Origin of the sequence: Vibrio sp. Hep-1b-8 (assembly GCF_006124995.1) — a bacterium.
In the GTDB taxonomy this organism is placed as follows: domain Bacteria; phylum Pseudomonadota; class Gammaproteobacteria; order Enterobacterales; family Vibrionaceae; genus Vibrio.
Map to the genome: position 1 here is coordinate 24,007 of NZ_QEWN01000116.1, position 25,855 is coordinate 49,861.

Annotated in this window: 22 protein-coding genes and 1 pseudogene; 5 read left to right on the forward strand and 18 right to left on the reverse strand. The window is 45.8% G+C overall.

What is annotated here, in order from left to right:
* Positions 1-43 precede the first annotated feature (43 nt).
* Positions 44-1,690, forward strand: coding sequence for a chaperonin GroEL (gene groL, locus DA100_RS15715; RefSeq protein WP_138972992.1), 1,647 nt, complete (start codon positions 44-46; stop codon positions 1,688-1,690).
* Positions 1,691-1,751: 61 nt separating this feature from the next.
* On the opposite strand, the gene DA100_RS15720 is transcribed toward groL, so the two are convergent.
* Complete coding sequence (locus tag DA100_RS15720) at positions 1,752-2,327, reverse strand: uracil-DNA glycosylase family protein (RefSeq protein WP_138972993.1); 576 nt, start codon at positions 2,325-2,327, stop codon at positions 1,752-1,754.
* A 15-nt stretch (positions 2,328-2,342) separates the two neighbouring features.
* The gene (locus DA100_RS15725; RefSeq protein ID WP_138972994.1) at positions 2,343-3,269 is read right to left on the reverse strand and encodes a D-2-hydroxyacid dehydrogenase; all 927 of its coding nucleotides are present in this window, start codon (positions 3,267-3,269) and stop codon (positions 2,343-2,345) included.
* Between the two features lie 85 nt (positions 3,270-3,354).
* Between DA100_RS15725 and DA100_RS15730 the strand changes: the two genes are divergently transcribed.
* A complete protein-coding gene (locus DA100_RS15730; RefSeq protein ID WP_138972995.1) occupies positions 3,355-3,942 on the forward strand; it encodes a DUF416 family protein in 588 nt (195 codons plus the stop codon).
* A gap of 127 nt (positions 3,943-4,069) precedes the next feature.
* On the opposite strand, the gene DA100_RS15735 is transcribed toward DA100_RS15730, so the two are convergent.
* A complete protein-coding gene (locus tag DA100_RS15735; RefSeq protein ID WP_138972996.1) occupies positions 4,070-5,143 on the reverse strand; it encodes a hemolysin family protein in 1,074 nt (357 codons plus the stop codon).
* A 330-nt stretch (positions 5,144-5,473) separates the two neighbouring features.
* Between DA100_RS15735 and hupA the strand changes: the two genes are divergently transcribed.
* Positions 5,474-5,746 (forward strand): nucleoid-associated protein HU-alpha, encoded by a 273-nt coding sequence (hupA, locus tag DA100_RS15740; RefSeq protein ID WP_138972997.1) that lies wholly within the window; start codon positions 5,474-5,476, stop codon positions 5,744-5,746.
* A gap of 88 nt (positions 5,747-5,834) precedes the next feature.
* Positions 5,835-6,530 (forward strand): DUF1481 domain-containing protein, encoded by a 696-nt coding sequence (locus DA100_RS15745; protein ID WP_171052235.1) that lies wholly within the window; start codon positions 5,835-5,837, stop codon positions 6,528-6,530.
* A gap of 129 nt (positions 6,531-6,659) precedes the next feature.
* On the opposite strand, the gene purD is transcribed toward DA100_RS15745, so the two are convergent.
* Both purD and purH read right to left on the reverse strand, forming a co-directional pair.
* Positions 6,660-7,949, reverse strand: a complete 1,290-nt coding sequence (purD, locus tag DA100_RS15750; protein WP_138972998.1) for a phosphoribosylamine--glycine ligase — start codon at positions 7,947-7,949, stop codon at positions 6,660-6,662.
* Between the two features lie 115 nt (positions 7,950-8,064).
* A pseudogene (purH, locus tag DA100_RS15755) lies at positions 8,065-9,672 on the reverse strand (bifunctional phosphoribosylaminoimidazolecarboxamide formyltransferase/IMP cyclohydrolase).
* A 285-nt stretch (positions 9,673-9,957) separates the two neighbouring features.
* Here purH and zntR point away from each other — a divergent pair.
* Positions 9,958-10,368: a Zn(2+)-responsive transcriptional regulator gene (zntR, locus tag DA100_RS15760; RefSeq protein WP_138972999.1), complete on the forward strand. Its 411-nt coding sequence runs from the start codon at positions 9,958-9,960 to the stop codon at positions 10,366-10,368.
* Between the two features lie 25 nt (positions 10,369-10,393).
* On the opposite strand, the gene DA100_RS15765 is transcribed toward zntR, so the two are convergent.
* The 13 genes from DA100_RS15765 to aroQ all read right to left on the reverse strand — a co-directional run bounded on the left by DA100_RS15765 (position 10,394) and on the right by aroQ (position 25,849).
* Entirely contained in the window at positions 10,394-11,371 is a 978-nt protein-coding gene (locus DA100_RS15765) for a GGDEF domain-containing protein (RefSeq protein ID WP_138973000.1), read from the reverse strand.
* Positions 11,372-11,586: 215 nt separating this feature from the next.
* Positions 11,587-14,475, reverse strand: a complete 2,889-nt coding sequence (locus DA100_RS15770; RefSeq protein WP_138973001.1) for a type I restriction endonuclease subunit R — start codon at positions 14,473-14,475, stop codon at positions 11,587-11,589.
* Positions 14,476-14,501: 26 nt separating this feature from the next.
* Positions 14,502-16,487 (reverse strand): RNA-binding domain-containing protein, encoded by a 1,986-nt coding sequence (locus DA100_RS15775; RefSeq protein WP_138973002.1) that lies wholly within the window; start codon positions 16,485-16,487, stop codon positions 14,502-14,504.
* A 6-nt stretch (positions 16,488-16,493) separates the two neighbouring features.
* Positions 16,494-17,612, reverse strand: a complete 1,119-nt coding sequence (locus DA100_RS15780) for a restriction endonuclease subunit S (RefSeq protein WP_138973003.1) — start codon at positions 17,610-17,612, stop codon at positions 16,494-16,496.
* Positions 17,609-19,180 (reverse strand): type I restriction-modification system subunit M, encoded by a 1,572-nt coding sequence (locus tag DA100_RS15785; RefSeq protein ID WP_138973004.1) that lies wholly within the window; start codon positions 19,178-19,180, stop codon positions 17,609-17,611. Before DA100_RS15785 ends, DA100_RS15780 begins: the two co-directional genes overlap by 4 nt.
* A gap of 260 nt (positions 19,181-19,440) precedes the next feature.
* Positions 19,441-20,103 carry an inovirus-type Gp2 protein gene (locus tag DA100_RS15790; protein ID WP_138973005.1) on the reverse strand — a complete coding sequence of 221 codons (663 nt, stop codon included), beginning with the start codon at positions 20,101-20,103 and terminating at the stop codon, positions 19,441-19,443.
* Between the two features lie 253 nt (positions 20,104-20,356).
* On the reverse strand, positions 20,357-20,560 hold the full coding sequence (locus DA100_RS15800; RefSeq protein WP_138973007.1) for an AlpA family phage regulatory protein: 204 nt from the start codon (positions 20,558-20,560) through the stop codon (positions 20,357-20,359).
* Positions 20,561-20,911: 351 nt separating this feature from the next.
* Positions 20,912-21,208, reverse strand: coding sequence for a DNA-binding transcriptional regulator Fis (gene fis, locus DA100_RS15805; RefSeq protein ID WP_000462885.1), 297 nt, complete (start codon positions 21,206-21,208; stop codon positions 20,912-20,914).
* 72 nt (positions 21,209-21,280) lie between these two features.
* The gene (gene dusB, locus DA100_RS15810) at positions 21,281-22,243 is read right to left on the reverse strand and encodes a tRNA dihydrouridine synthase DusB (RefSeq protein ID WP_138973008.1); all 963 of its coding nucleotides are present in this window, start codon (positions 22,241-22,243) and stop codon (positions 21,281-21,283) included.
* Between the two features lie 150 nt (positions 22,244-22,393).
* On the reverse strand, positions 22,394-23,281 hold the full coding sequence (gene prmA / locus DA100_RS15815) for a 50S ribosomal protein L11 methyltransferase (protein ID WP_138973009.1): 888 nt from the start codon (positions 23,279-23,281) through the stop codon (positions 22,394-22,396).
* A 217-nt stretch (positions 23,282-23,498) separates the two neighbouring features.
* The gene (gene accC / locus DA100_RS15820) at positions 23,499-24,842 is read right to left on the reverse strand and encodes an acetyl-CoA carboxylase biotin carboxylase subunit (RefSeq protein WP_138973010.1); all 1,344 of its coding nucleotides are present in this window, start codon (positions 24,840-24,842) and stop codon (positions 23,499-23,501) included.
* 15 nt (positions 24,843-24,857) lie between these two features.
* Positions 24,858-25,319, reverse strand: a complete 462-nt coding sequence (accB, locus tag DA100_RS15825) for an acetyl-CoA carboxylase biotin carboxyl carrier protein (protein WP_138973011.1) — start codon at positions 25,317-25,319, stop codon at positions 24,858-24,860.
* An 80-nt stretch (positions 25,320-25,399) separates the two neighbouring features.
* The gene (aroQ, locus tag DA100_RS15830; RefSeq protein ID WP_138973012.1) at positions 25,400-25,849 is read right to left on the reverse strand and encodes a type II 3-dehydroquinate dehydratase; all 450 of its coding nucleotides are present in this window, start codon (positions 25,847-25,849) and stop codon (positions 25,400-25,402) included.
* Positions 25,850-25,855 lie beyond the last annotated feature (6 nt).

Sequence of the window (25,855 nt, forward strand, 5' to 3'; positions counted from 1 at the left end):
CAATTTGAAATCACTAAACAGAATTTAGACAAGGAAACTAAAGATGGCTGCTAAAGACGTTAAATTTGGTAATGACGCACGTATTAAGATGCTAGAGGGTGTGAACATTCTAGCTGATGCAGTAAAAGTCACTCTTGGCCCTAAAGGCCGTAACGTTGTACTAGACAAATCTTTCGGTGCACCAACAATCACTAAAGATGGTGTCTCTGTTGCGCGTGAAATCGAGCTTGAAGACAAGTTCCAAAACATGGGCGCACAGATGGTTAAAGAAGTTGCGTCTCAAGCGAACGACGCTGCGGGTGACGGTACAACGACAGCAACTGTTCTTGCGCAAGCAATCGTAAACGAAGGCCTAAAAGCAGTTGCAGCGGGTATGAACCCAATGGATCTTAAGCGCGGTATCGACAAAGCTGTCGTTGCAGCAGTTGAAGAGCTAAAAGCACTGTCTGTTGAGTGTAAAGACACAAAAGCGATCGCTCAGGTTGGTACCATCTCAGCAAACTCTGATGCAACTGTGGGTAACATCATTGCTGAAGCGATGGAAAAAGTCGGCCGCGACGGTGTGATTACTGTTGAAGAAGGTCAGGCTCTGCAAGATGAGCTAGATGTTGTTGAAGGTATGCAGTTTGACCGCGGTTACCTGTCTCCTTACTTTATCAACAACCAAGAAGCGGGCAGCGTAGATCTAGAAAGCCCATTCATCCTACTAGTCGATAAGAAAGTATCGAACATTCGTGAACTTCTTCCAACGCTAGAAGCGGTAGCGAAAGCATCTCGTCCACTACTTATCATTGCTGAAGATGTTGAAGGTGAAGCACTAGCAACACTTGTTGTGAATAACATGCGTGGCATCGTAAAAGTAGCGGCTGTTAAAGCCCCAGGTTTTGGTGACCGTCGTAAAGCAATGCTACAAGACATCGCTATCCTAACAGGCGGTACAGTGATCTCTGAAGAGATCGGTCTAGAGCTAGAGAAAGTCACTCTTGAAGACCTAGGTCAAGCTAAGCGTGTCACCATTACTAAAGAAAACTCTACTATCATCGATGGTGCTGGCGAAGAAGCAATGATTCAAGGTCGTGTTGCTCAAATTCGTCAACAGATCGAAGAAGCAACTTCAGATTACGACAAAGAGAAACTGCAAGAGCGCGTAGCTAAGCTAGCTGGCGGTGTTGCAGTGATCAAAGTTGGCGCAGCAACTGAAGTTGAAATGAAAGAGAAGAAAGACCGCGTTGAAGATGCGCTTCATGCAACTCGCGCTGCGGTTGAAGAGGGTGTTGTCGCTGGTGGTGGTGTGGCTCTTATTCGCGCAGCATCTAAAGTTGCTAACCTAGAAGGTGACAACGAAGAACAAAACGTTGGTATCCGCGTTGCTCTACGTGCAATGGAAGCGCCAATCCGTCAAATCACTAAGAACGCAGGCGATGAAGAGTCTGTTGTTGCGAACAACGTTCGTGCAGGTGAAGGTAACTACGGTTACAACGCTGCAACTGGCGAATACGGTGACATGATTGAGATGGGTATCCTAGATCCAACTAAAGTGACTCGTAGCGCACTACAGTTCGCAGCATCAGTTGCAGGTCTAATGATCACAACTGAAGCTATGGTGACAGACCTACCACAGAAAGATGCTTCATCTATGCCTGATATGGGCGGCATGGGTGGCATGGGTGGTATGGGCGGTATGATGTAATCCTCCCCAAGCTACTTAGCTACTGCATAAACGGAGACTTCGGTCTCCGTTTTTTTGTCCGCTAGTTATTCAGGTGCTGATGTACATAATCTCTAATAAACGGCACTACTTCAGCTTCAAACCAAGGATTTTTCTTCAGCCATAAGGTATTGCGTGGTGAAGGGTGCGGTAAAGGCAGATACTTTGGTGCCCAGCGGTGCCATTGCTGCACGGTTTCTGTCAGTGTCTTAGGTTTGTCGCTGAGATAGTAGTTCTGCGCATACTGGCCAATCAGTAAGGTCATACCGACATTAGGTAATTGTTCTAATACCGCTTGATGCCATTTAGGCGCGCACTCTTTTCTTGGCGGTAAGTCTCCACTTGTCCCTTTGCCTGGGTAGCACAAGCCCATCGGCATAATGGCTACCTGACTTTCATCGTAAAAGGTCTCTTTATCGAGCTCTAGCCATTCTCTTAGTCTGTTACCGCTTGGGTCATTCCAAGGGATTGAGGTTTCATGGACACGAGTTCCAGGGGCTTGGCCGATAATCAATAGCTTTGCAGATTCAGAAGCTTGTATGACCGGGTTAGCGCCAAGGGGCAAGTTCTCTTCACACAACCGACAAGCTCTTACTTGTTGTAGTAAATCATCCAACATATATCTTTCTCGGCACTAGTAGCCTTTATCCAAATCCACAGTGTTAATTAAACCAAACCCATCTCGCCAGCTTTGATAATTCTCTACAAAGATATCGACCACTTGTTCCGGAAAGCTTAACGCTGCGATATGTGGCGTGACCGTAATATTTTCATGCGCCCAGAAAAGGTGACTCTCAGGCAGTGGTTCTTGTGCAAACACGTCGAGAAACGCGTGGCGGATATGTCCATTGTCCAAGGCACTTAACAGACCATTTTCTTCTACTGCAGTGCCTCGGCCGACATTAAATAGCAGAGCACCTTGGCAGTGCGATAAGCTCTCTTGGTTGAGGATATGTCGAGTTTCAGGCGTATTCGGTAGTGTATTAACGACAATATCGGCTTCTTGCAGGGCAGTGGTCAGTTCTTGAATATGGTAGGTTGCTGTAAAAGGGGAGTGTTTTGTCGGTATACCGCTGCGATTCACTCCGATAGGGACAATAGCAAAACTTTTGGCAACCTCTGCAAGATGGGAACCAATGGAACCTGTGCCGAGAACAACCATTTTTTTGCCACTTAGAGATTGGTATGGCATTGGTTGCCAGTTAGAGCCCTGTTGCTCGGTATGATAGTGATAAAAATGGCGCTGATAAGCAATGCTATAACCAAGTACATACTCAGAGATCTGTTGACCAAATATTCCTTTTACATTGGTCAATGGGCCTGTAAAACCGCTCAAATGTGGAAGCAACGCATCAACACCAGCATAGATAGATTGGATCCACTCCAGTTTTGGGAACTCATCAAGGCATTTTGCCGCCATTGGCGGAGAGGCGAGTAGGATCGTTGCCTCGTGGCGTTTTTGAGTAACTTCTAAGTCATCTAGCTGCGCGGATTCAAGTAGCTTGAGGTAATAAGTGTCATCTTCAGTGAGAAGGTAAACTTTATGAGTGAAATTGTTCATCGCCTTGCTTTTTTCCCTGTTGGTTATCAAGTACACTTTCCGCTGTCTAATTCAGCAACTAGGTCAACAGACCCAAAGAGTCTCTATGCTACAGAATCCTCTTCAGCTTCGCCTTGAGAAGTTAGAACCATGGAAACAGATTACCTTTATGGTGAGCTTGTGTGAACGTATGTATCCAAACTTCGCAATGTTTTGTGAAAGCACCAAGTTTGCCGAAGCGCGAATTTATCGTGATATTTTGGATAGTATTTGGGAACAGTTAACCGTTAAAACCGCCAAAGTGAACTTTGAGCGCCAGCTAGAAAAGTTAGAAGAAATTATTCCTAGCTCAGAGGATTTCGACTTCTATGGTGTTTATCCAGCCATTGACGCATGTGTGGCTCTGTCCGATCTTCTTCACGGCTTGCTAGATAGAGACTACCTGTATGAAAACATGCATAAGGTTAGCCAACAATCTGTAATGACGGTTGCTCAACTAGAAGAAGCGCAAACGGGTGAAGAGATTACTAACGAAAACCAGAAAGAGAATGAAGCGGTTTGCGGTGAATGGGATGTGCAATGGGCAATCTTCCGTCCACTTCGTGAAGCAGAAGAGCGTGATATTGAGTTGATTAAAGACTTACGTTTTGAACTGCGTGATGAAGGTGTCAGTAATATCGGTATAGAGATCTAGAAAGCTGCGAGTATCTAGCTTCTAGCTATGAGTAAACAGGAAAAAGAGAAGGGTTGACATAAAACGTCAACCCTCTTTCTTTTCGCCACTCGCAACTCGCAACTCGCCACTCGCCACTCGCCACTCGCTACTCGCTACTCGCCTTTTCGTCATCATCGCGACTTTCGATAACGCCGTGGGTTTTCTTCCACTTCTCCCAGCGTTCAAAGGCAAGCTCCTGCATATCCGTTGCACGGTCAGCTTCGTCAACAATCTCTTCACCAACTAAGTGCTCGAAAACGTCTTCAAGGGTTAAGATCCCTTGAATCGTACCGTATTCATCGACCACCATGGCCAGTTGCAGGCGCTTTGCCATCATTTGTTCAAAGGCTTTTGGTAGCTTAATGGTGTTGAGCAGAACATGGACTGGGCGCATTACCGCTCCGAGTTGTTTTTCTCCACTACCAGCGTGTTGCAGTTTGAACAGTTCGAGGCGGTGTACAAAACCAATAATATTGTCCGTAGACTGGCTGTAGACCAGAGGACGAGAAAACGGCGAATCTTTATGACGGTCAAGAAACTCATTGATTGTCATTTCTGCATCAACGCGAAAAACCACTGGGCGAGGGGTCATGACCTGTGTGACAAGTACATCTTGAATACCCAGAAGGTTGTTGAGCATCTTTGACTCACCTTCGGCAAACTCTCCGCTCTCGCGCGCAAGAATCGCCATTGCCGATAGTTCATCACGCATTTTTGGTGCTTGATGCCCTCGAGATAGGCGTTTGGTTATCTGCTCTGAGAACCACACAAACGGAGTCAGCGCCCATACCATCCAGCGCAGAGTAGTTGCAGCCATTGGTGCTAGCTGACGCCAGTAGGTCGCACCAATAGTTTTCGGTACGATTTCTGACAACACAAGTATGCCTAGCGTCAGTACGCCAGAGAATACACCAAGCCATTCGCTACCAAATACCACGGCAGCCTGAGCACCTGCTGTTGCCGCACCGATTGTGTGTGCAATCGTGTTTAGCGTCAGAATCGAAGCCAGTGGTCGGTCGATATCTGTTTTTAACTTAGCCAATGAGGTGGCAGCAGGGTGGCCTTGCTGACGCAATTGGGCGATATAACTTGGTGAGATACTCAGAAGAACCGCTTCTAAAACGGAGCAGATAAACGATACGCCAATCGCAACAGAGACGTATATTGTTAGCAGAAACATAAATGTCCTATGTGGTGTTATGCCCCCATCGAATTTTGCATGAAAAGCGCAACTTTTCTTGCCTGCGCATTATTGATGTGAGCATTTTCTATTCGCTTTAAGTCCCGAAATATCAGGCTTTACGGGCTATTGCATGCTTATAAATAAGGCTAAAGATGGTTAAAAACAAGTATTAAGTTTCTCTGTCACAGTAACAAATTGTGAGTTAATGCTCAGATTATGGTTAAAAGTACGTCATGAGAGCTAAAGATCGCTTACAAACCTTTGCCAGATAGGGCATTTATGATTTAGAGTGAGGGGAATTCGATAACCTATGAGAAGGGAAACCTAATGAACAAGACCCAATTAATCGACTTTATCGCAGAGAAAGCAGATCTATCTAAAGCACAAGCTAAAGCTGCTCTTGAAGCAACTCTTGAAAGTGTGACTGGTGCACTGAAAGAGGGTGACCAAGTTCAACTAATTGGTTTTGGTACATTCAAAGTTAACCACCGTGCTGCACGTACTGGCCGTAACCCTAAAACAGGTGCTGAGATCCAAATCGCAGCGGCAAATGTACCAGCATTCGTAGCAGGTAAAGCACTGAAAGATTCAGTGAAATAATTAAGTACCGATTTCAGAGTCAATCGCTCTAGATTGTATATAATGCGTCAAGGTAGTCCCTATCTTGGCGTATATTTGTTTTATGAAGATGAAAAAGTTACTAGCCCCTTCACTAATCGCTTCTTTACTTATCGGTTGCTCTTCTAGCGTACCGACACCAAACCTTGACCAATATTCTGATTATACTGGTGGCCAGACTATTGGTGATGCGACTAGCTTATATTGGTATACCGAAAAGTTGAGCTTCCCATTTACTGCGGCTGATTATGTCAGTGCGGGCGACTACGGTTGGTATCAGACAGACTATCGCTGGGATGAAGGCCAACTTCGAGAATTGATTCGTGAGGGAGAGCAATTAAAAGACAATAAAGCGCTAGTGCCATATCGTATTCATGTACGTTTCAATAAAGATGGTGAGGCGGTTTATCAACAATATCGGCTTGATGGACGTGTACTGCCGCTCAAATCTGAGAAATTAGCTTGGTTGAAACAAGAAGCGCTGAACATTTCCGATGTCACTAAAGGGCAGAGTCGAGACGGTTTAGCTCTTATTCAAGGCTATTGGGATGGTTCGACGTTTGATACTTGCTCAGGAAAGAGTTACTCAGAAGTTGAGTTTAACGAAACTTTGCCGAGTTTTGTCGTCAACCGCCTATCCACGATTGACAGCTACGCGGCATTCCTTGGCACTACTCGTGGCAATCGAATCGTTGCTAGTGAATTGCTGATGCTTGCAGATGATAGTCATGACTGCATCGAACGGCCGAGTCTGATTGAAGAGTAACTGTTAGCCAGCGACACTAGCCATCGGTGATGACCAGAATAAACAAAAGGCTTGGTATTGATGACCAAGCCTTTAACGTTTTAGAAGCTAGAAGCTAGAAGCTAGAAGCTAGAAGCTAGAAGCTAGAAGCTATTTCCCTTGCTCGCGTTCAATCGCTCTGTAGCCGATGTCATGACGATGGAACATTCCGTTCCAACTAACTTGTTTAGCGAGTACGTAAGCGCGTTCCTGAGCCTCTGAGACGCTGTTTCCAAGCGCCGTCGCGCATAGAACACGGCCACCGTTAGTGACCACATCGCCATCAGCATTGTTGGTTGTGCCAGCGTGGAAGATTTTCTCTCCTTCCTGCTCATTCGCTGGGAGAGAAATGACATCACCTTTCGCATAATCACCCGGGTAGCCACCTGCCGCCAGCACCACACCGATAGAAGCGCGAGGATCCCACTTAGATTCGGCTTCATCTAGCTTTTCGTCGATTGCCATCAAGCAAAGCTCAACAAGATCGGACTCCATACGCATCATTATTGGTTGCGTTTCTGGATCACCGAATCGACAGTTGTATTCGATCACTTTTGGCGTGCCTTCTTTGTCGATCATTAGACCAGCGTAAAGGAAACCTGTGTACGGTGCACCTTCAGCATCCATCCCACGAACGGTTGGGTAGATAACCTCTTCCAAGATTCGCTCATGAATTTCAGGAGTAACCACTGGCGCAGGAGAGTAAGCACCCATACCACCGGTATTCGGGCCTGTGTCTTTGTCACCGACACGCTTGTGGTCTTGGCTGGTGGCCATTGGTAGTACGCTTTTTCCATCGACCATAACGATAAAGCTAGCTTCTTCACCGTCGAGAAACTCTTCAATGACAACACGACTACCTGCTTCACCAAACGCGTTACCCGCCAACATGTCTTTAATCGCTTCTTCCGCTTCTTCTAGCGTCATTGCAACAATAACGCCTTTACCAGCGGCTAGGCCGTCAGCTTTTACGACGATAGGTGCGCCTTGCTCACGAACATAAGCAAGTGCTGGTTCAATTTCAGTGAAGTTTGCGTAAGCCGCCGTTGGAATATTGTGGCGTGCTAAGAAGTCTTTGGTGAAAGCTTTAGAACCTTCCAGCTGAGCAGCGGCTTGCGTAGGGCCAAAGATAGGCAGACCCGCTTCACGGAAAGCGTCAACCACACCGATTACTAATGGAGCTTCAGGGCCGACTATAGTCAGCTCAATCTGTTTTTCTTTCGCAAAAGCGACCAGCTCAGAAATACTCTCAACGCCGATGTTGACGTTCTCAAGTTTAGGCTCAAGTGCTGTACCTGCGTTACCTGGTGCAATAAAAACAGTTTCTACATTTGGGTTTTGTGCCGCTTTCCAGCCAAGAGCATGTTCACGACCACCAGAACCAATAATCAATACGTTCATTTTAAATCCTTCAATCAAATTGCTTAGCTTCGAATATCGAGTAGCGAGCTTCGAGTGATTGTTGTTAACCGTACTCGCTGCTCGCGACTCTGCGCGAAGCGCTCTAGCTTCTTTTTTAGTGGCGGAAGTGACGCATACCCGTAAAGATCATCGCCATACCGTGCTCGTCTGCGGCTGCGATAACTTCGTCATCACGCATAGAGCCGCCTGGTTGAATTACACACTTAATGCCCGCTTCTGCTGCTGCATCGATACCATCACGGAATGGGAAGAATGCATCTGAAGCCATTACACAGCCTTCGACTTGCAGACCTTCGTCAGCCGCTTTAATACCAGCGATTTTGGCTGAGTAAACTCGGCTCATTTGACCTGCGCCAACACCGATAGTCATGTCGCCTTTTGAATAAACAATCGCGTTTGATTTAACGTACTTCGCAACTTTCCAGCAGAATAGCGCGTCTTTTAGCTCTTCATCTGTCGGTTGGCGTTTAGACACGACTTTAAGGTCATCTAGGTTTACCATGCCTTGATCGCGGTCTTGAACCAGAAGGCCACCGTTAACACGTTTAACATCAAAACCTGTCGTCTTGGTTGACCATTCACCACACTCAAGTAGACGAACGTTTTTCTTCGCTGCAACCACTTCAATCGCTTCAGCGGATACAGACGGTGCGATAATCACTTCAACGAACTGGCGCTCAACGATAGCCGTTGCTGTTTCAGCATCGAGCTCTTTGTTGAATGCGATAATGCCGCCGAATGCAGACGTTGGGTCCGTTTTGTATGCACGATCGTATGCCTCTAGGATGTTGCTACCGAGTGCTACACCACATGGGTTAGCGTGCTTAACGATGACACAAGCTGGCTCGTCGAACTCTTTAACACACTATAGTGCTGCATCAGTATCGGCAATGTTGTTGTAAGAAAGCGCCTTGCCTTGGATTTGGCGTGCAGTCGAAACGGATGCTTCTTCTGGGTTCGCTTCTACGTAGAAAGCGGCATCCTGGTGGCTGTTCTCACCGTAGCGCATATCTTGCTTCTTGATGAACTGCTGGTTGAAAGTGCGAGGGAATTTGCTCTCTTCATCACCTTCTTTGCTTACGGTTTCAGGGGAAGCACCGTAAGATGGAACCATTGTGCCGAAGTAGTTAGCGATCATGCCGTCGTAAGCAGCCGTGTGCTCGAATGCGGCAATCGCTAGATCGAAGCGAGTTTCTAAGGTTAGAGAGTTATCGTTAGCATCCATTTCTGCGATAACACGCTCGTAATCGTGAGCATTAACCACGATCGTTACGTCTTTGTGGTTTTTAGCAGCAGAACGAACCATTGTAGGGCCACCGATGTCGATGTTTTCTACGGCGTCAGCTAAGGTACAACCTTCTTTAGCAACGGTTTCTGCGAACGGATAGAGGTTAACGACTACGATGTCGATAGGGTTGATGCCGTGCTTTTCCATCACATCATCATCTTGACCTCGACGGCCAAGCACACCACCGTGAACTTTAGGGTGTAGAGTCTTAACACGACCGTCCATCATTTCTGGGAAACCAGTGTAGTCTGATACTTCTGTAACAGAGATCCCTTTCTCTGCTAGTAGGCGAGCTGTACCACCAGTGGATAGAATATCAACGCCACGGTTAGCAAGAGCTTGGGCAAACTCAACAATACCAGTTTTGTCTGATACGCTGATTAGGGCGCGGCGAATAGGACGAGCGTTAGTCATGCTTCCATTTCCTCAAAGTCACAGAGTTAATATATAAATAAAGATATTTGCCAAAAATGAACTTGTTCTTACGCTTTACTAGGTAAATAGCAGTAAAATATTGGCCAGTTTTGGTAAAGACCTTTCCAGCATTGGCTGGTGATAGACTAGTCTCTGAGTTTGATGGCGCACATTCTAACTAATTTATTACAAAAAAGCTCGCGCAATCGTTTGGCATTGCAAAATTAATTGCAAAAAGCTCGTCTTTTGACTTAAAAAGTAATGAAACAGTTAATAGGAAAAGTTATGTTTCAGATCGGTGAACTGGCAAAACGGTGTAATGTCACCGCAGACACGCTGCGTTTTTATGAGAAAAACCAACTGATTAAGCCTGCTGGGCGAAGTGAGTCTGGCTACCGCTTATATAATCAACAAAACCAGAATCAGGTCAGCTTTATCCTAAAGGCGAAAGATCTGGGTTTGAGTCTTGATGAGATTCGTGAATTGTTAGAGATAAAGCTAGAAGCAACAGAACATAGTTGTGCCGAAGTGAAAGCGATTACGAGTGCAAAGCTGAACTTGATTGATGAGAAAATTGGTGAGTTACAACGGATACGCAGTGCGTTGAAAAAAATCAATGATGCCTGCTGTGGGCATGTTGATGATGATGCGAGTCATTGTTCGATTCTCGGTGCGTTAGCCAGTGAAGAAAAGTGATCCCACTCGGCGATACAAGGTGGCGTTAAGACGCGCGACGGATATTCGCTTTAAGCTCGGTTGTGCTTTTAATTTGAGGCAAGTTGTCGTAGTAGAGAGTAACCTGGTTGCGACCAGTCTGCTTTGAATAATACATCGCCTTGTCTGCCTGAACCATCAACTCGCGAACGGATGAGACTTGAGCGTTGAGTTCCGCAATCCCAATACTTACAGTAGGCAAGATAATATGACCATCAACATGGCAAGGTGTGGAGTCTATGGATTCGCGAATTCGCTCTGCGATGTCATAAGCTTGAATCGCATTCGTGTGGCCTAAAAGCACCCCAAATTCTTCTCCACCTAAACGACCAATATAATCGCTACCGCGAATCATCTCACGGCAGATGTGTGCTACTTGAGTAATCACTTCATCGCCAGAAAGGTGACCAACTTGATCATTGATTTCTTTGAAGTGGTCAATATCAATCATTAAACAAGAGAGCCCTTGCTCTGAAGGGGAATGAAACTCTCGCTCTAAATGCAGCATAAAAGCACGGCGATTTAAGATTCCTGTGAGTTCATCGGTTTCAGCGAGCTTCTTTAACTCCAGTTCTTGTTGACGAGCGAGAGTGGTTTCTCGCTCCTGCCACATAATGTATTTGGAGCCGTTTGTCAGAGTGATGGGCTTGAGCGTGGCTTCGAACCATCGCTCTTCGACACCACGCCATGCATCCAATTCTTCAATAGAAGACATAAGTAACTGACATGGAGTAACCGAGTAGCGAAGCTGAGTCGTTTGGTTGGATTTAAACGTTTGCGTTAAGCTCTGTTTCACGTTTTCAGCAATGTGTGGAGGTACCATCTCGCTGAATGTTAGGTCTAGATTATCCGTGCTGTAAGGGGGAATTTGAACCGCACCACCAAAACTCTCCAAGATGCGACCACACTCATCAAGGATCAGCAGTCGATCTGGCAGCTCTCGTAGCATCAGGCTTAGCCATTCTTCCCTTTGCATATCAGCCATGTAGCTTAGTCCGAACAAAAAACGTAATCTTGCATTATATCCGGAGTGTTGCACTAAGCAATCGTATTAGATCACAGAATGACGAATGTTTAATCAGTTCATATCCCCGTTCAAGTCATCTCGTACAGATGGAATATTTATAGTTATAGCTATGGGTAGTGATTTTAAATTATACATACGTTTTTTATTCTCAATCTTATACTCAATCTCTTGCACTATAATCCACCAATAAACGTATCTACAAACCCTTTAAACCGTTCCGCTAGGCGGCCTACAATTTTCTTGCGTTGTAGAATGGTTGGCTTAGTTTCTAAAGCCTCTGCAAAGTCTTCGCGTAGCGGCATTTCCTCGCTAAGCTCATAGCGGTTAACTAAAATTTGTAGCTTGTCGGTGTTGAGCTTTTCTTCTTCTGCCAATTGCTCAAGTGCTTGGCGCTTCTCTCGTTCCCAAAAGTACTCAAATTCTTCGTCGACATCAGCATGCGCAGGTATGCCGTCGAGGTGCTCATTCATGAATTTCTCGATGAGTTCTTTCTTGCTCATCAATGTTGGGTCTGAATTGATCAGGTTAGCGATAACTTGTCGTTTCTTCTCCTGACTCTCACCGCTCTGCTCTTGGTGTAACTCGCGCAGTAAATGCAGTATATAGGCGACATTGACTTCATCTCGGTGCAGCAGCTCTAGCTCAAAATCAACGTCTTCCAGAATAGATACCTTTTCCTTGCTGGTGGATTCACGAATCTGTCGGCTGAGATCGGCGTACTTACTGGTGAAGTCTTGGTACTCCTGCTCTTCTATGTCGGTGTTCGACATCTCAAAGTCAGCATAGTTACTTAGCATGTTCTTGAGTTGCATCAGTTTACGGAACTGAAGGACGAATAGCTTTTGCGCATCCTCATCTGGCAGTAGATCAACGGCATCCACGTTCGGTGTTATTGTTTTTAATGCTTCACAAGCTTTGTTGAAATCAGCGAGCAGTTGGTCATAAGGAGGCAGCTCAACCAGTTCTTTGGGTTGTTTGTTGGAAAACAGGGTGAACGCTTCATCTGCAGCTTTTTTCAAGTTCCTAAAGCAGATGACATTACCATGCGACTTCTTCTCGTCCAGAATACGGTTAGTGCGTGAAAAAGCTTGTATTAGGCCGTGATGTTTGAGGTTCTTGTCGACATAAATGGTGTTCAATGTTTTCGCATCGAATCCAGTTAAGAACATATTCACCACCAGCAAAATATCGACTTCTTTGGCTTTCACTCGTTTAGATATGTTCTTGTAGTAGTCGTAAAAGGAGTCACTGTCTTTGGTGCTGTAGCTTGAGCCAAACATCTTGTTGTAATCGGCAATGAACCCTTCGAGCTTTTCGCGGCTATGGAGTTTAATGTTTTCGCCTTGGCTGAGGTATTTCGCGGCAATCTCCTTGACCTGTTTATCGTCGCTAACGCCTAGTTCAAACTCTTCTTCTTCGTTCGCTTCAAAGCTGAAAATGGTCGCGATTTTAAGGTTGTGTTTGCCCTCGCTCTTTTTCTTGGCAAACAACTCATAATATTGGATTAACTCAGGTACGCCCGAGACACAGAATATCGCGTTGTAGTCGCCACTGTGGGTTTTACGCTTGTGGTGTGCAAGGATGTAGTCGGTGATTTTTTCGAGTCGGGCAGGAGAAGTGAGTAGCTCCTTGGTATCGATATCTTCAACCTCAATATCGAGGTTGTTGTTTGAGCCATCTTTGTATTGATAGCGTCCAACGTATTCAATCGCAAATTTAAGTACGTTCTGATCACGAATTGCATCGACAATGACATAGGCGTGCAGGCGCTTGCCAAACAGGTCTTGAGTGGTCTTTTTGACCGAGTTCTTGGCGACGGCATTTTCGACAAAAATTGGTGTGCCCGTAAAGCCAAATAGCTGCGCATTGTTGAAGAATTTGACAATGTTTTGATGGGTATCGCCGAACTGACTGCGGTGGCACTCGTCAAAGATAAAGACGATACGCTTATCTCTCAAGGCCTCCATCTCACGCAGGTAGCGCTGTTTGGTCACAATATTATTGAGTTTTTGTAGGGTAGTGACCACCAGCTTGCTATTGCGTTTTTCGTTTATGTCTTTGCCCTTGATTGGCTTGTCTAACAACTGATGATACAGAATGCGGGTGTTGCTGGTGGTATCCACACAGCCTTTAGAGAAAGCATTAAACTCCTCGGCCGTTTGGTAGTCGAGATCCTTTCTATCGACGACAAATATCACTTTGTCTACCTCGTTTAAGGCTGTCATCAATTGAGCCGCTTTAAACGAGGTGAGGGTTTTGCCTGAGCCCGTGGTATGCCAAATATAGCCGTTGTCTGACGAAGTTTTTACCTGATTGATGATCGCTTCTACCGCATAAAACTGATAAGGGCGTAACACCATCAGGCACTTCATTGTTTCGTTGAGCACGATATATTGGTTGAGCATCACAGTGAGGTGCTGAGGGGTTAAAAATGTCTCGGCAAATTCATGAAGTTTGCTGATGCGATTGTTATCGATATCGGTCCAGTCAAAGGTCTGTTTAGCAGAGAGTTCACTATTATTGGCAAAGTACTGGGTATTGACTCCATTGGACACCACAAACAGCTGTATGTAGTTAAACAAGCGATGGTTGGCATGGTAAGAGTGCTTTTGATAGCGTTTAATTTGATTGAAGGCCTCTTTGAGCTCAATGCCTCGGCGTTTTAGTTCTAACTGGACCAGTGGCAGGCCGTTGACCAGAATCGTCACGTCATAGCGATTCGTATAAGTGCCTTTGACGGTAATTTGCTGTGCAATCTGGAAGCGGTTGTTTTGTGGCTTATCAAACAGCAGAGTCAAATGCATCGCATCGCCATTATCGAGGGTGATAGCGATCCGGTCGCGCAAGGTTTTGGCCTTAGTGAAAATATTGCCTTTTTCTAGCTTACCGAGCACCTGACGAAACTCGGACTCTGAGAGGACGCAATGATTGACGCGCTCCAACTGCGCTTTAAGGTTCGCCTCAAGGGCGTCGTTGTCTTTGAGTGCGACAACCTCGAACCCTTGCATGCTGAGTTGCGTGATCAGATTATCTTCTAGCTGTTGTTCTGATTGATAAGCCATCGTTGTTATTGCCTTCCTGCGCTGCTTTAGTCCTGTTTAGTGTTGTTTTGAGTGGTATAGCCTTGCTCTGGATGGTTAGGCACCGTCGGAAATGCTAAGTAGAGCTGTTGTTCTTTAACCATAGGGCTTAGGTAGTGGCGCCTTAACGTTTCTGTGTTCATGCCAAGTAGTTCGGCAAGGTCGGTGAGCCTCAGACAGTTTGGTGCTGCATGAGAGCAGAGTACTAGAATGATGTCTTTTACATCTGATTTTTGTTTCCTGCCTTGTTGCTGCAACACTGGTTGTGCAATAGCTCTTAACTCTGCCCAGAGCTGCTGGTCTTCTGCTGTGAAGCTATTCGTCGACTCCGGCGCATCATTTTTGAGGTCCGGCACTAGGTCCGGCACTAGGTCCGGCGCATCATTTTTTAGGTCCGGCACTAATGTTGTTGGCTCCGGTTCAAACAAAGACAGTTGCGCCGTACTCGGTGAGGCGACAAAACTAATGCTTTTGCCTGCATCGTTGTCTGGTGTAGGCACTTCAATCCCTTTTAGGTGGTAGATTTTACCTTTGTGTTTGCCTGCCGACTCTAAATACCCTGCCGAGACCAATTGGCTCAGCGCCAGTGTGACCTCTCGGGTGTGCTCAGAGGTGAGGGAGCAGATACGCTCATGGTTAAACCACGATTCAGTCACAGCCGTTACCAGTATGGTGCGTTTCAGCTCGCTCAACTGTTTGTAGTTTTCACCAAACAGATCGACGAGCTGCTGGTGGAGTTCTGGTGACAATAAATTCACCATACGCAGTTCGAGCAACGTTTGACCGAGTTCGTGCTTTTCATAGAGGTGCGGCGGTTGCCAGTTTTGGCTGCGGCAGTTGCTGTATATTTTAGGAATGCCGGAGCCTGCTTTTTCACTCAGACCAATGTTTAAGAACATTTGATGAATAGCGGGGTTGCGGCACTGGCTGTTGCCACCAGCAATGGCTTCCAGTACTGGAATGCGCATTAATCCAGGATTACGAAAGCCAATAAAATCGGGATGCTTCTCAATTAAGATATTGTCTTCTGAATCAAAGTCAGCATGAGCGAGTGTGTTGACCAAAGCTTCTCGAATGGCTTCATGTGCCGGAGAGGTGTCGAGGCGTTGGCCATCATTCAAGTGAAAGCTCACTTTTAAGTCTGCGGTGAGCTTACGATAGACCTTGCGGTAGAAATCAAAGGCGTTGCCAGACCACGAACCATCGGTGTAGATACGGTCTATCCAGCGGTGCGAGCTGTCGTCCTTCTCTTGGTAGTCGAGAGAGTAAGCCGGAAAAGCATCTTGCAGCGCATCCCAGCGGCCAAACATCACTAGCCCTGCTAGCGTTAACCCTTCAAGGCCTGATGCGCGATCTCGTCGCCAAGCACGAATCGAGCGTAGAAACTCTTGATCAGAGTGTTCTAAAAATGGGTGCTGAGGTTTAGCGTCTTTAAACATTTGACGATAAACGCGCAGGCTTTCTGGCTCAATATCATCAAGGGTAAAGTGCTCTAAAATGCGTTGGTCACGCTCATTCTCTTGCTCTGCCATCATCTGTTTGACGCTATCGGCAGAGCATTTCTGGTCAGCTTCGTAACGGCGAACAAAGCTACCTGTAAGAGGGTTACCATTGATATAAATTGGGCGCTGTTTGCGCGGCGCTCTCGGTACATCGATACGAATAAGTGACTTTCCTTCGATAACCTCAATGCGCACGTCTCGCTCACTGAGCAAATTGCAGCTTACCTTGTTGGAGTTGTTGGCTGTATCGACGATGTTCTTAACCAATGGGGCAGGGTTGGCGATGCCTTCTAGGGTAAACTGACCGCGTTTTTCTTTAATACCCAGCAGAATGACTCCACCACAGGTGTTAGCAAACGCGCTGTAGGTTTCCCACATATCGTTAGGAACTGCACCTTTGCCATCTCGACCACCCGCGAGTTTGCACTCCACTTCGGCGCTCTCTTGCAGGGCTTGAATATCTTCGAGGCTATTTAGGGTTAACTCTGCCATGCTTCCTCACACAAACATCTGTTGAAGTAAGCCTTTTTTAAACTGCTTAGTTTGCTCGATTTGCTCTGCGACCGCATCGATTTTTTGGTCGATGGACTGTAGGAACTGAGCGATTTTTTGCTGTTCAGCCAAACATGGTAATGCCAACTTAAGTTCTTTTAAGTTCTTAAAGTACAGTCGAGTTCTTGTACCACCTTGCTTTTGTTGAATGGCAAAGCGCTTAAACTCATGCCCCTCATTGAGTTTTGTCTCAAGAAAGTAAGTGTCCATGCCGACGGTTTTAAATACAGGATACTCTTTACTAATTGCTCCACGAGTATAATCTCTATTTACATTGAACTTGAAAATTAAATCATCGCTCATATGACGATAGGTAAAGTAGCCCAGAGGAACAACGCCATAGTCGCCATCATTGATGACAGAGCGCTCTTGTAAATAAAGCCCCGTTCGTGAAGACGTTAAAATCGGCAAATCTGTACTAGCTGGCACCAGCTCTTTATAGGGTTCTAAGTACTTACCGATGGCTTCTGTTTTCCAATCAGGAAACGCCTTACCATCCTCATCCTTAAATCGGATCTGCTGGCTAAAAATCTGCTGTATCACGCCTTTTTTGTACGCTTTAAGTAGGCGGTGCTTTTCGGTTAGTTGGCTGATTTTAGTGTCCACTGAAGTGAGGAAGTCCGCGATTTTTTGTTGTTCATTAAGTTCGGGAATATTTGCACGAAAGTCATGCACATCATTTCTATTTAGCGTAGGAACTCCAGAACCAGTTGCAAACCGCTTAAGGCCAATTTTTTGGTACAAGTAAAATACAAACTTTGGAGTACAGTCTATAAAATCAGTGACCCACAAGGAGGTGTTGTGAGGCCAATAGTCGTTCTCGACATAAGTTAGCGCACCAATAGTTCCTGAGCGACCTGTTACAATTCCGGGAGCTTTAGCCTTGAACTCGTTATGGTATCGTCCTATCCCATTTGAATAAACGACGGGGTATTTACCTTCTATTACGTTGGTTGTGGGTAGGTCAAATCCTCTTTGCAAGGGAGCGACATCTTTTAGCTTTCTTATTGTCCAGTTTGAATCATATAGAGGGAAGCGCAACTGAGGCTTAGTATTTTTCCTCATCCTTTCACCTCAAACGGCGCATCAATCGCCAACTCAGCACAAAAATCAGCAATGGTTTTATCGGTCTCTAGCATGGCTTTATCGTTATCCACTAGCCGTTTAGCAACGGCAGATAAGTCCACAGGCTCTTCTTCTTCAAAAGTATCCACATAGCGAGGGATATTGAGGTTGTAGTCGTTTTCGGCTAAGTCAGCTTGGGTGGCTACAAAGGCAAATTTATCGATGTTCTCACGCTTTGCTACGGCATCGAGAATGCGTTGTAAATCTTCTTCACGCATATAGTTGTTGTTGGTGCCTTTCTCAAAATACTGGCTAGCATCAATAAACAGCACGTTGTCATCGGCTTGGCGATATTTCTTAAACACCAATACGCAGGTTGGGATAGAAGTACCAAAGAAGATATTGGCAGGCAGGCCGATTACCATATCAAGGTAGTTTTTCTCTTTGAGTAGATGCTGGCGAATATGCCCTTCGGCCGCACCACGAAATAGCACCCCGTGCGGCAGCACGACCGCCATGGTGCCCGTGTCATTAAGCTGGTGGATCATGTGTTGAACAAAGGCAAAATCCGCTTTGGATTTTGGCGCGAGCTTGCCGTAGTCGGCAAAGCGGTCGTTGTTGAGGTGCAGCGGGCTGGCTGACCATTGAGCCGAGAAGGGCGGGTTGGCGACTACCGCATCAAAGCGCTCGTCAAAGTGCATCGGCGTTTCTAGCGTATCGTCGTTTTGAATATCGAAACGTTTGTAATGCACGCCATGCATAATCATATTCATGCGAGCTAAGTTATAGGTGCTTGGGTTGCGCTCTTGGCCGTAGTATTTGATGTCTTGGTTCTGCGCTTCTTTTGCCACGCGCAGCAGCAATGAGCCTGAGCCACAAGTCGGGTCGTAGACAGACTTAACCGCAGGGTTATCGAGTGTCACCAACTTCGCTAACAGTTTAGACACCATTTGCGGGGTGTAGAATTCCCCCGCCTTTTTACCCGCACCACTAGCAAACATGCCAATCAAGTACTCATAAGCATCGCCCAGAATGTCGATTTCGCTGTCTTGTAGGTGAAAATCAATGTTGTCTAGGTGGACTAGCACTTGCGCAATCAGCTTGTTGCGTGCGTCCGGTGTTTTACCGAGCTTGTTTGATTGTAGGTCGAGTTCATCAAACAGGCCGTTGAAGTCTTCGGCGCTGTCGGCGCCCATGGTGCTTTGTTCGATATCGTTAAGCACGTCGCGTACATCATCGAGAATAAACTCGCCATTTTCGCCAGCCTGTGCAATCACATGGAATAACTCAGAAGGTGCGAAAAAGTAACCGAGCTTATCGATCGCCTCTTCACGAATCGCTTCTAAGATCTCTTTCCCTTCATCACTCTTCTCATCAATATCGGTGAACTTAATGCCATCTTCTGAGAGCAGGGCGTTAGCATATTGATTGAGGTTATCGGAGAGGTACTTGTAGAAAATGAGCCCTAAGATGTAGTCGCGGAAGTCGTCGGCGGCCATGTTGCCACGTAGCGTATTCGCGATGTTCCAAAGTTGCTTTTTCAATGCTTGCTGATGTTGTTCGACCATGGGTACTGCTAATTTACAAAGAGTTTATGCGTCTGATTGTACCAGAAATTGCGCAATAACTAGCAGAGATCGTTTCCCCCTTGGCGGAGTGGATGCGCAATTTGAGATGAGTGCACGATTAAATCGGGTGCGTAAGAATACGTTGAACAATCGAGTGTTTTTGTCTCTAGGTTTGAATTCCAATCGGATCGGTGCGCAGTTTTGTGGCCGATGAAGATCTCTAGTCTGCGCAGTAACATGGATCGTACTGCGCAATGTTGTTATTTTGGAGACAAGTGAGAGAAACCAAATTTTCTCGTCTTTGCTGGCACAAGCTCTTTTGTTCTTCTTTTCGCAGCATAACTCATGCGCATTCGAGCGGCTCGCAAGTCACTGCGGGTTGCAGATTGTCCTTGATTTCGACATATATGGTAAGTGTTTCTTTGGGGAACCCAGACTCGATTATTTGTATCCATCTTTCGCCAGATCTGTTTTGCTAGTTCGTTGATGTGGTAACTACTCTTGCATGTAGAACCATTGAGCATGATAGCAATATGGTAGTGCTGATTTGTCCTTTCTTCGCTCTCTTCTCTGGCCCAAGCATAGGCGATTTTTGAATTGGCAGGGTTGTTGGTACTTGAATATTGTTCTTTCACCGCGGCTAGGAAAAGTTTGAAGAAGCGCGACAGGGGCTTTTTGTCTAGAGTGTATTGTGATTGGTGCAATTGAATCAGGACAACCACTACTTTTGAGTAGTGAGTTATTATGGCGTCTAGCTGCTGATAGGTAGAATCCAAGGCACGAGTGAACACTCCTTTAGGATATAAAAAGATCGGCTGCTGCTCACCTTGGTATTCGAATAGTCCTATGTTTTTTTTATTAGGGTATGTAGTTAATCTAGAGTGTATGCAAAAGCAGTCAGCTTGTATTAAAAAATAAGGCACCTTTCGATGCCTTGACCAGAATGAGCCTCTCTAGCTATGAGTTAGCCATTCGACAATGACAGACTCAGGCCATCCCCTAATATAACCTTTCGGCGTTCGGAGTGGTGGTGGAAGCTCGTTGTTTTGAATCATTCTATATACCGTACTTAAGCTAACACCCAGTATGTCTGCCAATGATGACTTTTTAATAATCTTCAAGTCCTGCACAGCATATACTCTGCATATGTCTTTATTGCTTGAAGAGGGAAGGTATCTATTCATCCTCCTCTCCCTGTCGTTCGATCCACTCTAGGATTAGCGATAGCTTCCATCCTACAGAGCGATTACCCAACTTAATACGTTTAGGAAATTGTCCTTTCTGTTCTAGAACCCAAGCATATGAACGTGAAATTGAAGTTAGATGCAGTCTTTCTGTTTCACGAATGATTCTGTCAATTTTATTTGTATTTTGTTGCATATTGCGCCCTTTTTGCTCTGGCGCTTTATTTGAGCGGGGGACTCAAGTGGTTGATTTACAAGGTTGCCTTGTGTCAATTTCGGCCATAGATGTCTCCATTTGTTTTGGTATGAATTCTATCTTACGGCTTTGTTTTTATGTTTCAATAAATAACTTGTTATTTATCATTGGCTTATGGCACTTGTTGTTACTCTCTTTGTTGATGTGAAATTTGTAAGTAATCACAAGTTTCATAACACCGAGAAGAGTTTAAGAATTACCTTGGGGTACATTTAGGGGTACAGATAACAAAAAGCCGTGTGAGTATGACACTCACACGGCTTTTTATTTCAAGAGGTTACGTTTGAACGATTAGTTCATGCCGTATTTCTTCAGTTTCTTGCGAAGAGTACCGCGGTTGATACCCATCATAGTTGCTGCGCGAGTTTGGTTACCGCGAGTGTACTGCATGATGGTATCTAGTAGTGGCTGTTCAACTTCAGCTAGAACTAATTCGTATAGTTCTGTGACTTCTTGACCGTTTAATTGAGCCAAGTAGTTTTTAAGAGACGCTTTAACAGAGTCACGTAAAGGCTTCTGAGTGATCTGGTCTTGTGACGTTACTGTAGTTACTGTTAATGCTTCTGAAGTCAGATTTTGTTCGAACATATTCGGTCTAGCTCTTCTCTTAATTATGATGCAACGTTAACCCGTTATAACTGAAGCCTTAGCTTCAATTATTTAGGCTTTATCAAAATACTCTTCTAATGCTTCAAGCTGTAGCTCTGCTACATCGATAGCATTGAAGGTACGGCGAAACTCACTTGCCTGTTCATGCTCTTTTAGATACCAGCCAACGTGCTTACGCGCGATACGTGGACCTAAATACTCACCATAGAAACTATGTAGAGCATTGACATGACCAAGCAGGATGTCTTTCACTTCCGAAATCGGGAGATCAGGCATCGTGGTGCCGTTTTCCAAAAAGTGTTGGATTTCCTGAAAAATCCACGGACGACCTTGGGCTGGGCGTCCAATCATTAAAGCGTCTGCACCGGTGTACTCCAGTACATACTTAGCTTTCTCTGGGCTATCGATATCACCGTTAGCAATAACCGGAATAGAGATCGCCTGTTTTACCGCTTTAATGCTGTCATACTCGGCCTCACCTCTGTACATGCATGCTTTGGTGCGCCCGTGAAGGGCTAAAGCTTGTATGCCGCAGTCTTCGGCTAATTTAGCGATTTGGACACAGTTTTTGTTGTCTGTATCCCAGCCCGTGCGGGTTTTCAATGTCACAGGGACATCGACTGAATTAACAACAGCTTTCAGAATATCTTCGATGATATCTGGGTACTGGAGTAATGCAGAGCCAGCGAGCTTTTTATTCACTTTTTTTGCTGGGCAGCCCATGTTGATATCGATGATCTGTGCACCGTTCTCAACACTAAACTGAGCAGCGTCGGCCATAAGCTGTGGATCGGCTCCGGCAATTTGTACAGAGCGAATGCCCGATTCGCCTTCGTGTACCATGCGTTGCTTGGACTTAGACGTTTTCCAAAGTTTAGGATTTGACGACATCATTTCACTGACGGCCATTCCCGCACCATAGCGGAGACACAACTCACGGAATGGTCTATCTGTCACGCCAGCCATTGGGGCAACGATGAGATTGTTCTTAAGTTGGTAGTTTCCGATTTTCAAAACGTCTTCACAGTTTAATGGTCAACAAACCTATAGCAGGGCGCGCATTTTACGCATTTTTTAGCGCTGTGAAAAGACTAATATTTGAGCATTTACAATTTGTTTTAGTAAAATGCCCAAAAATCAGTCAATTAGCTTGCAAAGTCTTGTCTAGCCTTGCTTTCGACCAGAGATGCGACACCATTCACTTTGCTCTTTGATAGGATCAATGTGAAGCTCATCACGGTAATAATTCGCAACATCTTCAGCTTGCGTATCCAGCACACCAGACATCGCAAGATGACCATTTGGTTTCACTAATGACTTAATAATTGGTGACAGTTCACGTAGAGGAGCGGCCAAAATGTTCGCAACAACGACATCCGCGATCAGACCGTCAGGCTGATCTTGAGGCAGGAAGACTTCAAGTTGTTCAGCAACACCATTTCGCTCCGCGTTATCTTTTGATGCTTGTAGAGCTTGAGGGTCAATGTCGATCCCGATAACTTTTTCTGCACCAAGCTTGATCGCAGCGATCGCAAGAATGCCAGAGCCACAACCAAAATCGATGACTGTTTTACCGCTTAAATCTAGCCCTTCAAGCCACTCGAGACAAAGAGCCGTCGTTGGGTGAGTCCCCGTACCAAATGCTAGGCCAGGATCGAGCAGTACATTGACTGCGTCAGGCTCTGGGATATCACGCCAGCTTGGACAGATCCATAAGCGCTCGCCAAACTTCATCGGGTGGAAGTTATCCATCCATTCGCGTTCCCAGTCTTTATCTTCGAGCTGTTCTACTTTGTAGGCAAAGCCTTCAGCAAGTAAATTGCTTAGCTTTATTTGCTCAATAATAAAGTTGCTGTCTGCTTCTGCGTCATACAGTGCGAGGATATCAGTATCACCCCAAAGGCGCGTTTCACCCGGAAGAGGCTCAAATACAGGCGTATCGTGAGCGTCTAAAAACGTGACAGACAGGGCTCCAGTCTCTTCCATTAGCATGTCACCGATTTGTTCGGCGTTTTCATTGGTCGCGTTGAGTTTAATTTGAATCCAAGGCATGGGTATGTGCTCTTAAAAGTAAAATTTGCGCAGAGTTTAGCAGATATCTGCTGAGATTATAGACGTAAACAAAAAATGCTCACCGAAGTGAGCATTTTTAAAATAGTTGCTAGTTGCTAGTTGCTAGTTGCTAGTTGCTAGTTGCGAGAGACAATGTATTCTCGTAGCTCGTAGCTCGTAGCTCGTAGCTCGTAGCTCGTAGCTCGTAGCTCGTAGCTTACTGTAGCCCCAGCTTCTTCTCTAGGTAATGAATGTTGGCACCACCATGTTGGAAGTTTTCATCATTCATAATGCTTTCTTGAAGCGTGATGTTAGTTTTGATGCCTTCAACGATCATCTCGCCTAACGCGTTCTTCATGCGAGCGATGGCTACGTCGCGGTTCTCACCGAATGTGATCAGTTTACCGATCATTGAATCGTAATGAGGTGGTACCGTGTAGCCAGTGTAGATGTGTGATTCCCAACGAACACCCATACCGCCAGGAGCATGGAAGCGTTCGATCTTACCTGGTGAAGGTAGGAAGCGCACTGGGTCTTCTGCGTTGATACGACACTCAATGGCGTGGCCACGGATCTTGATATCATCCTGAGTGAACGACAGAGGTTGGCCCGCAGCAACACGAAGCTGCTCTTTGATTAGGTCAACGCCAGTGACCATTTCAGTTACTGGGTGCTCTACCTGAATACGAGTGTTCATTTCGATGAAGTAGAATTCGCCGTTTTCGTACAGGAACTCAAACGTACCCGCGCCGCGGTAACCGATTTCTAGACATGCACGTGTACAACGTTCACCGATGTATTTACGCATCTCTTCAGTGATACCTGGTGCTGGAGCTTCTTCCACAACCTTCTGGTGACGACGCTGCATCGAACAGTCACGTTCACCTAGGTGGATCGCACCGCCTTGACCATCAGCAATAACCTGAACTTCAACGTGACGAGGGTTCTCTAGGAATTTCTCCATGTAAACCATGTCATTGTTAAAGGCTGCTTTTGCTTCTGCGCGAGTCATAGCGATAGCTTCAACCAACTCGCCTTCTGAGCGTACAACACGCATACCACGACCACCGCCGCCACCAGAAGCTTTGATGATCACTGGGTAACCAATTCGCTTAGCGTGCGCTTTGTTTTTGGCTTCGTCGTCGTCCAGTGGACCGTCAGAACCTGGTACACAAGGTACGCCCGCTTTTTTCATTGCAGTGATAGCAGAAACCTTGTCACCCATCATGCGAATAGTATCTGCTTTAGGACCAACAAAAATAAAACCGCTGCGTTCTACTTGTTCTGCGAAGTCTGCGTTCTCAGATAGGAAACCGTAGCCTGGGTGAATCGCAACTGCACCTGTTACTTCAGCCGCAGAGATGATGCGAGGAATGTTTAGGTAGCTGTCGATACCACGAGCAGGACCGATACAAATCGATTCATCTGCAAGCAGTACGTGCTTTAGGTCACGGTCAGCTGTTGAGTGTACAGCAACCGTTTTAATACCTAGTTCTTTACATGCACGAAGGATTCGAAGAGCAATCTCTCCTCGGTTCGCGATGACTAATTTATCTAGCATAAGAGAGAGCCTCTATTATTCGATAACAACAAGTGGTTGGTCGAATTCAACTGGCTGGCCGTCTTCAACTAGGATAGCGGTAACAACACCAGACTTGTCAGCTTCGATTTGGTTCATCATCTTCATCGCTTCAACGATACATAGAGTGTCGCCAGCATTAACAGTTTGACCAACTTCTACGAATGATTTCGCGTCTGGGCTTGGAGAACGGTAGAACGTACCTACCATTGGAGAAAGAACTTGGTGACCCGCTGGTACTGCAGGTGCTGCTGCTTCAGTTGCTGCTGGCGCAGGAGCCGCCGCTGCAGGTGCGGCTGCCGCTACAGGAGCAGGCGCTGCTGCATAGTGAATCGGTGCAGGCATTGCAGTGCCGTTACGGCTGATGCGTACCGACTCTTCACCTTCAGAGATTTCTAGCTCAGCAATGCCAGACTCTTCTACTAACTCGATAAGCTTCTTGATTTTACGGATATCCATCTTTTCTTTCTCTTTTATCTTGTGAATAAGACAGCTCATATTGAGCTGCAGAGTGTTTATTTACTTTGATAGTAACTGAGTTACTTTGCCTGCAATTTATTAATAGCAGCAGACAGAGCGAATTGGTAACCTTGTGCGCCTAAGCCGCAAATGACACCTTCTGCCTTATCAGAAAGATAAGAGTGGTGACGGAATGGCTCACGTGCATGTACATTTGATAAATGCACTTCGATAAATGGGATAGCCACGCCGAGCAGTGCATCACGCAGCGCCACACTAGTGTGAGTGAAGGCGGCTGGGTTGATGATAATAAAGTCGACGTTATTGTATGCAGCATGAATGGCTTCAATTAGCTCATATTCACGGTTTGACTGGAGGTGTTGAAGTTCAACGCCGGCTTCGTGAGCTTGTTTGGTTAACGTATCGACAATCTGTGGTAGGCTTTGAGAGCCGTAATGAGCGGGCTCGCGTAGACCTAACAGGTTTAGATTTGGACCATTTAAGACAAGAATGCGTGATTTTGCTGTCATTATGCT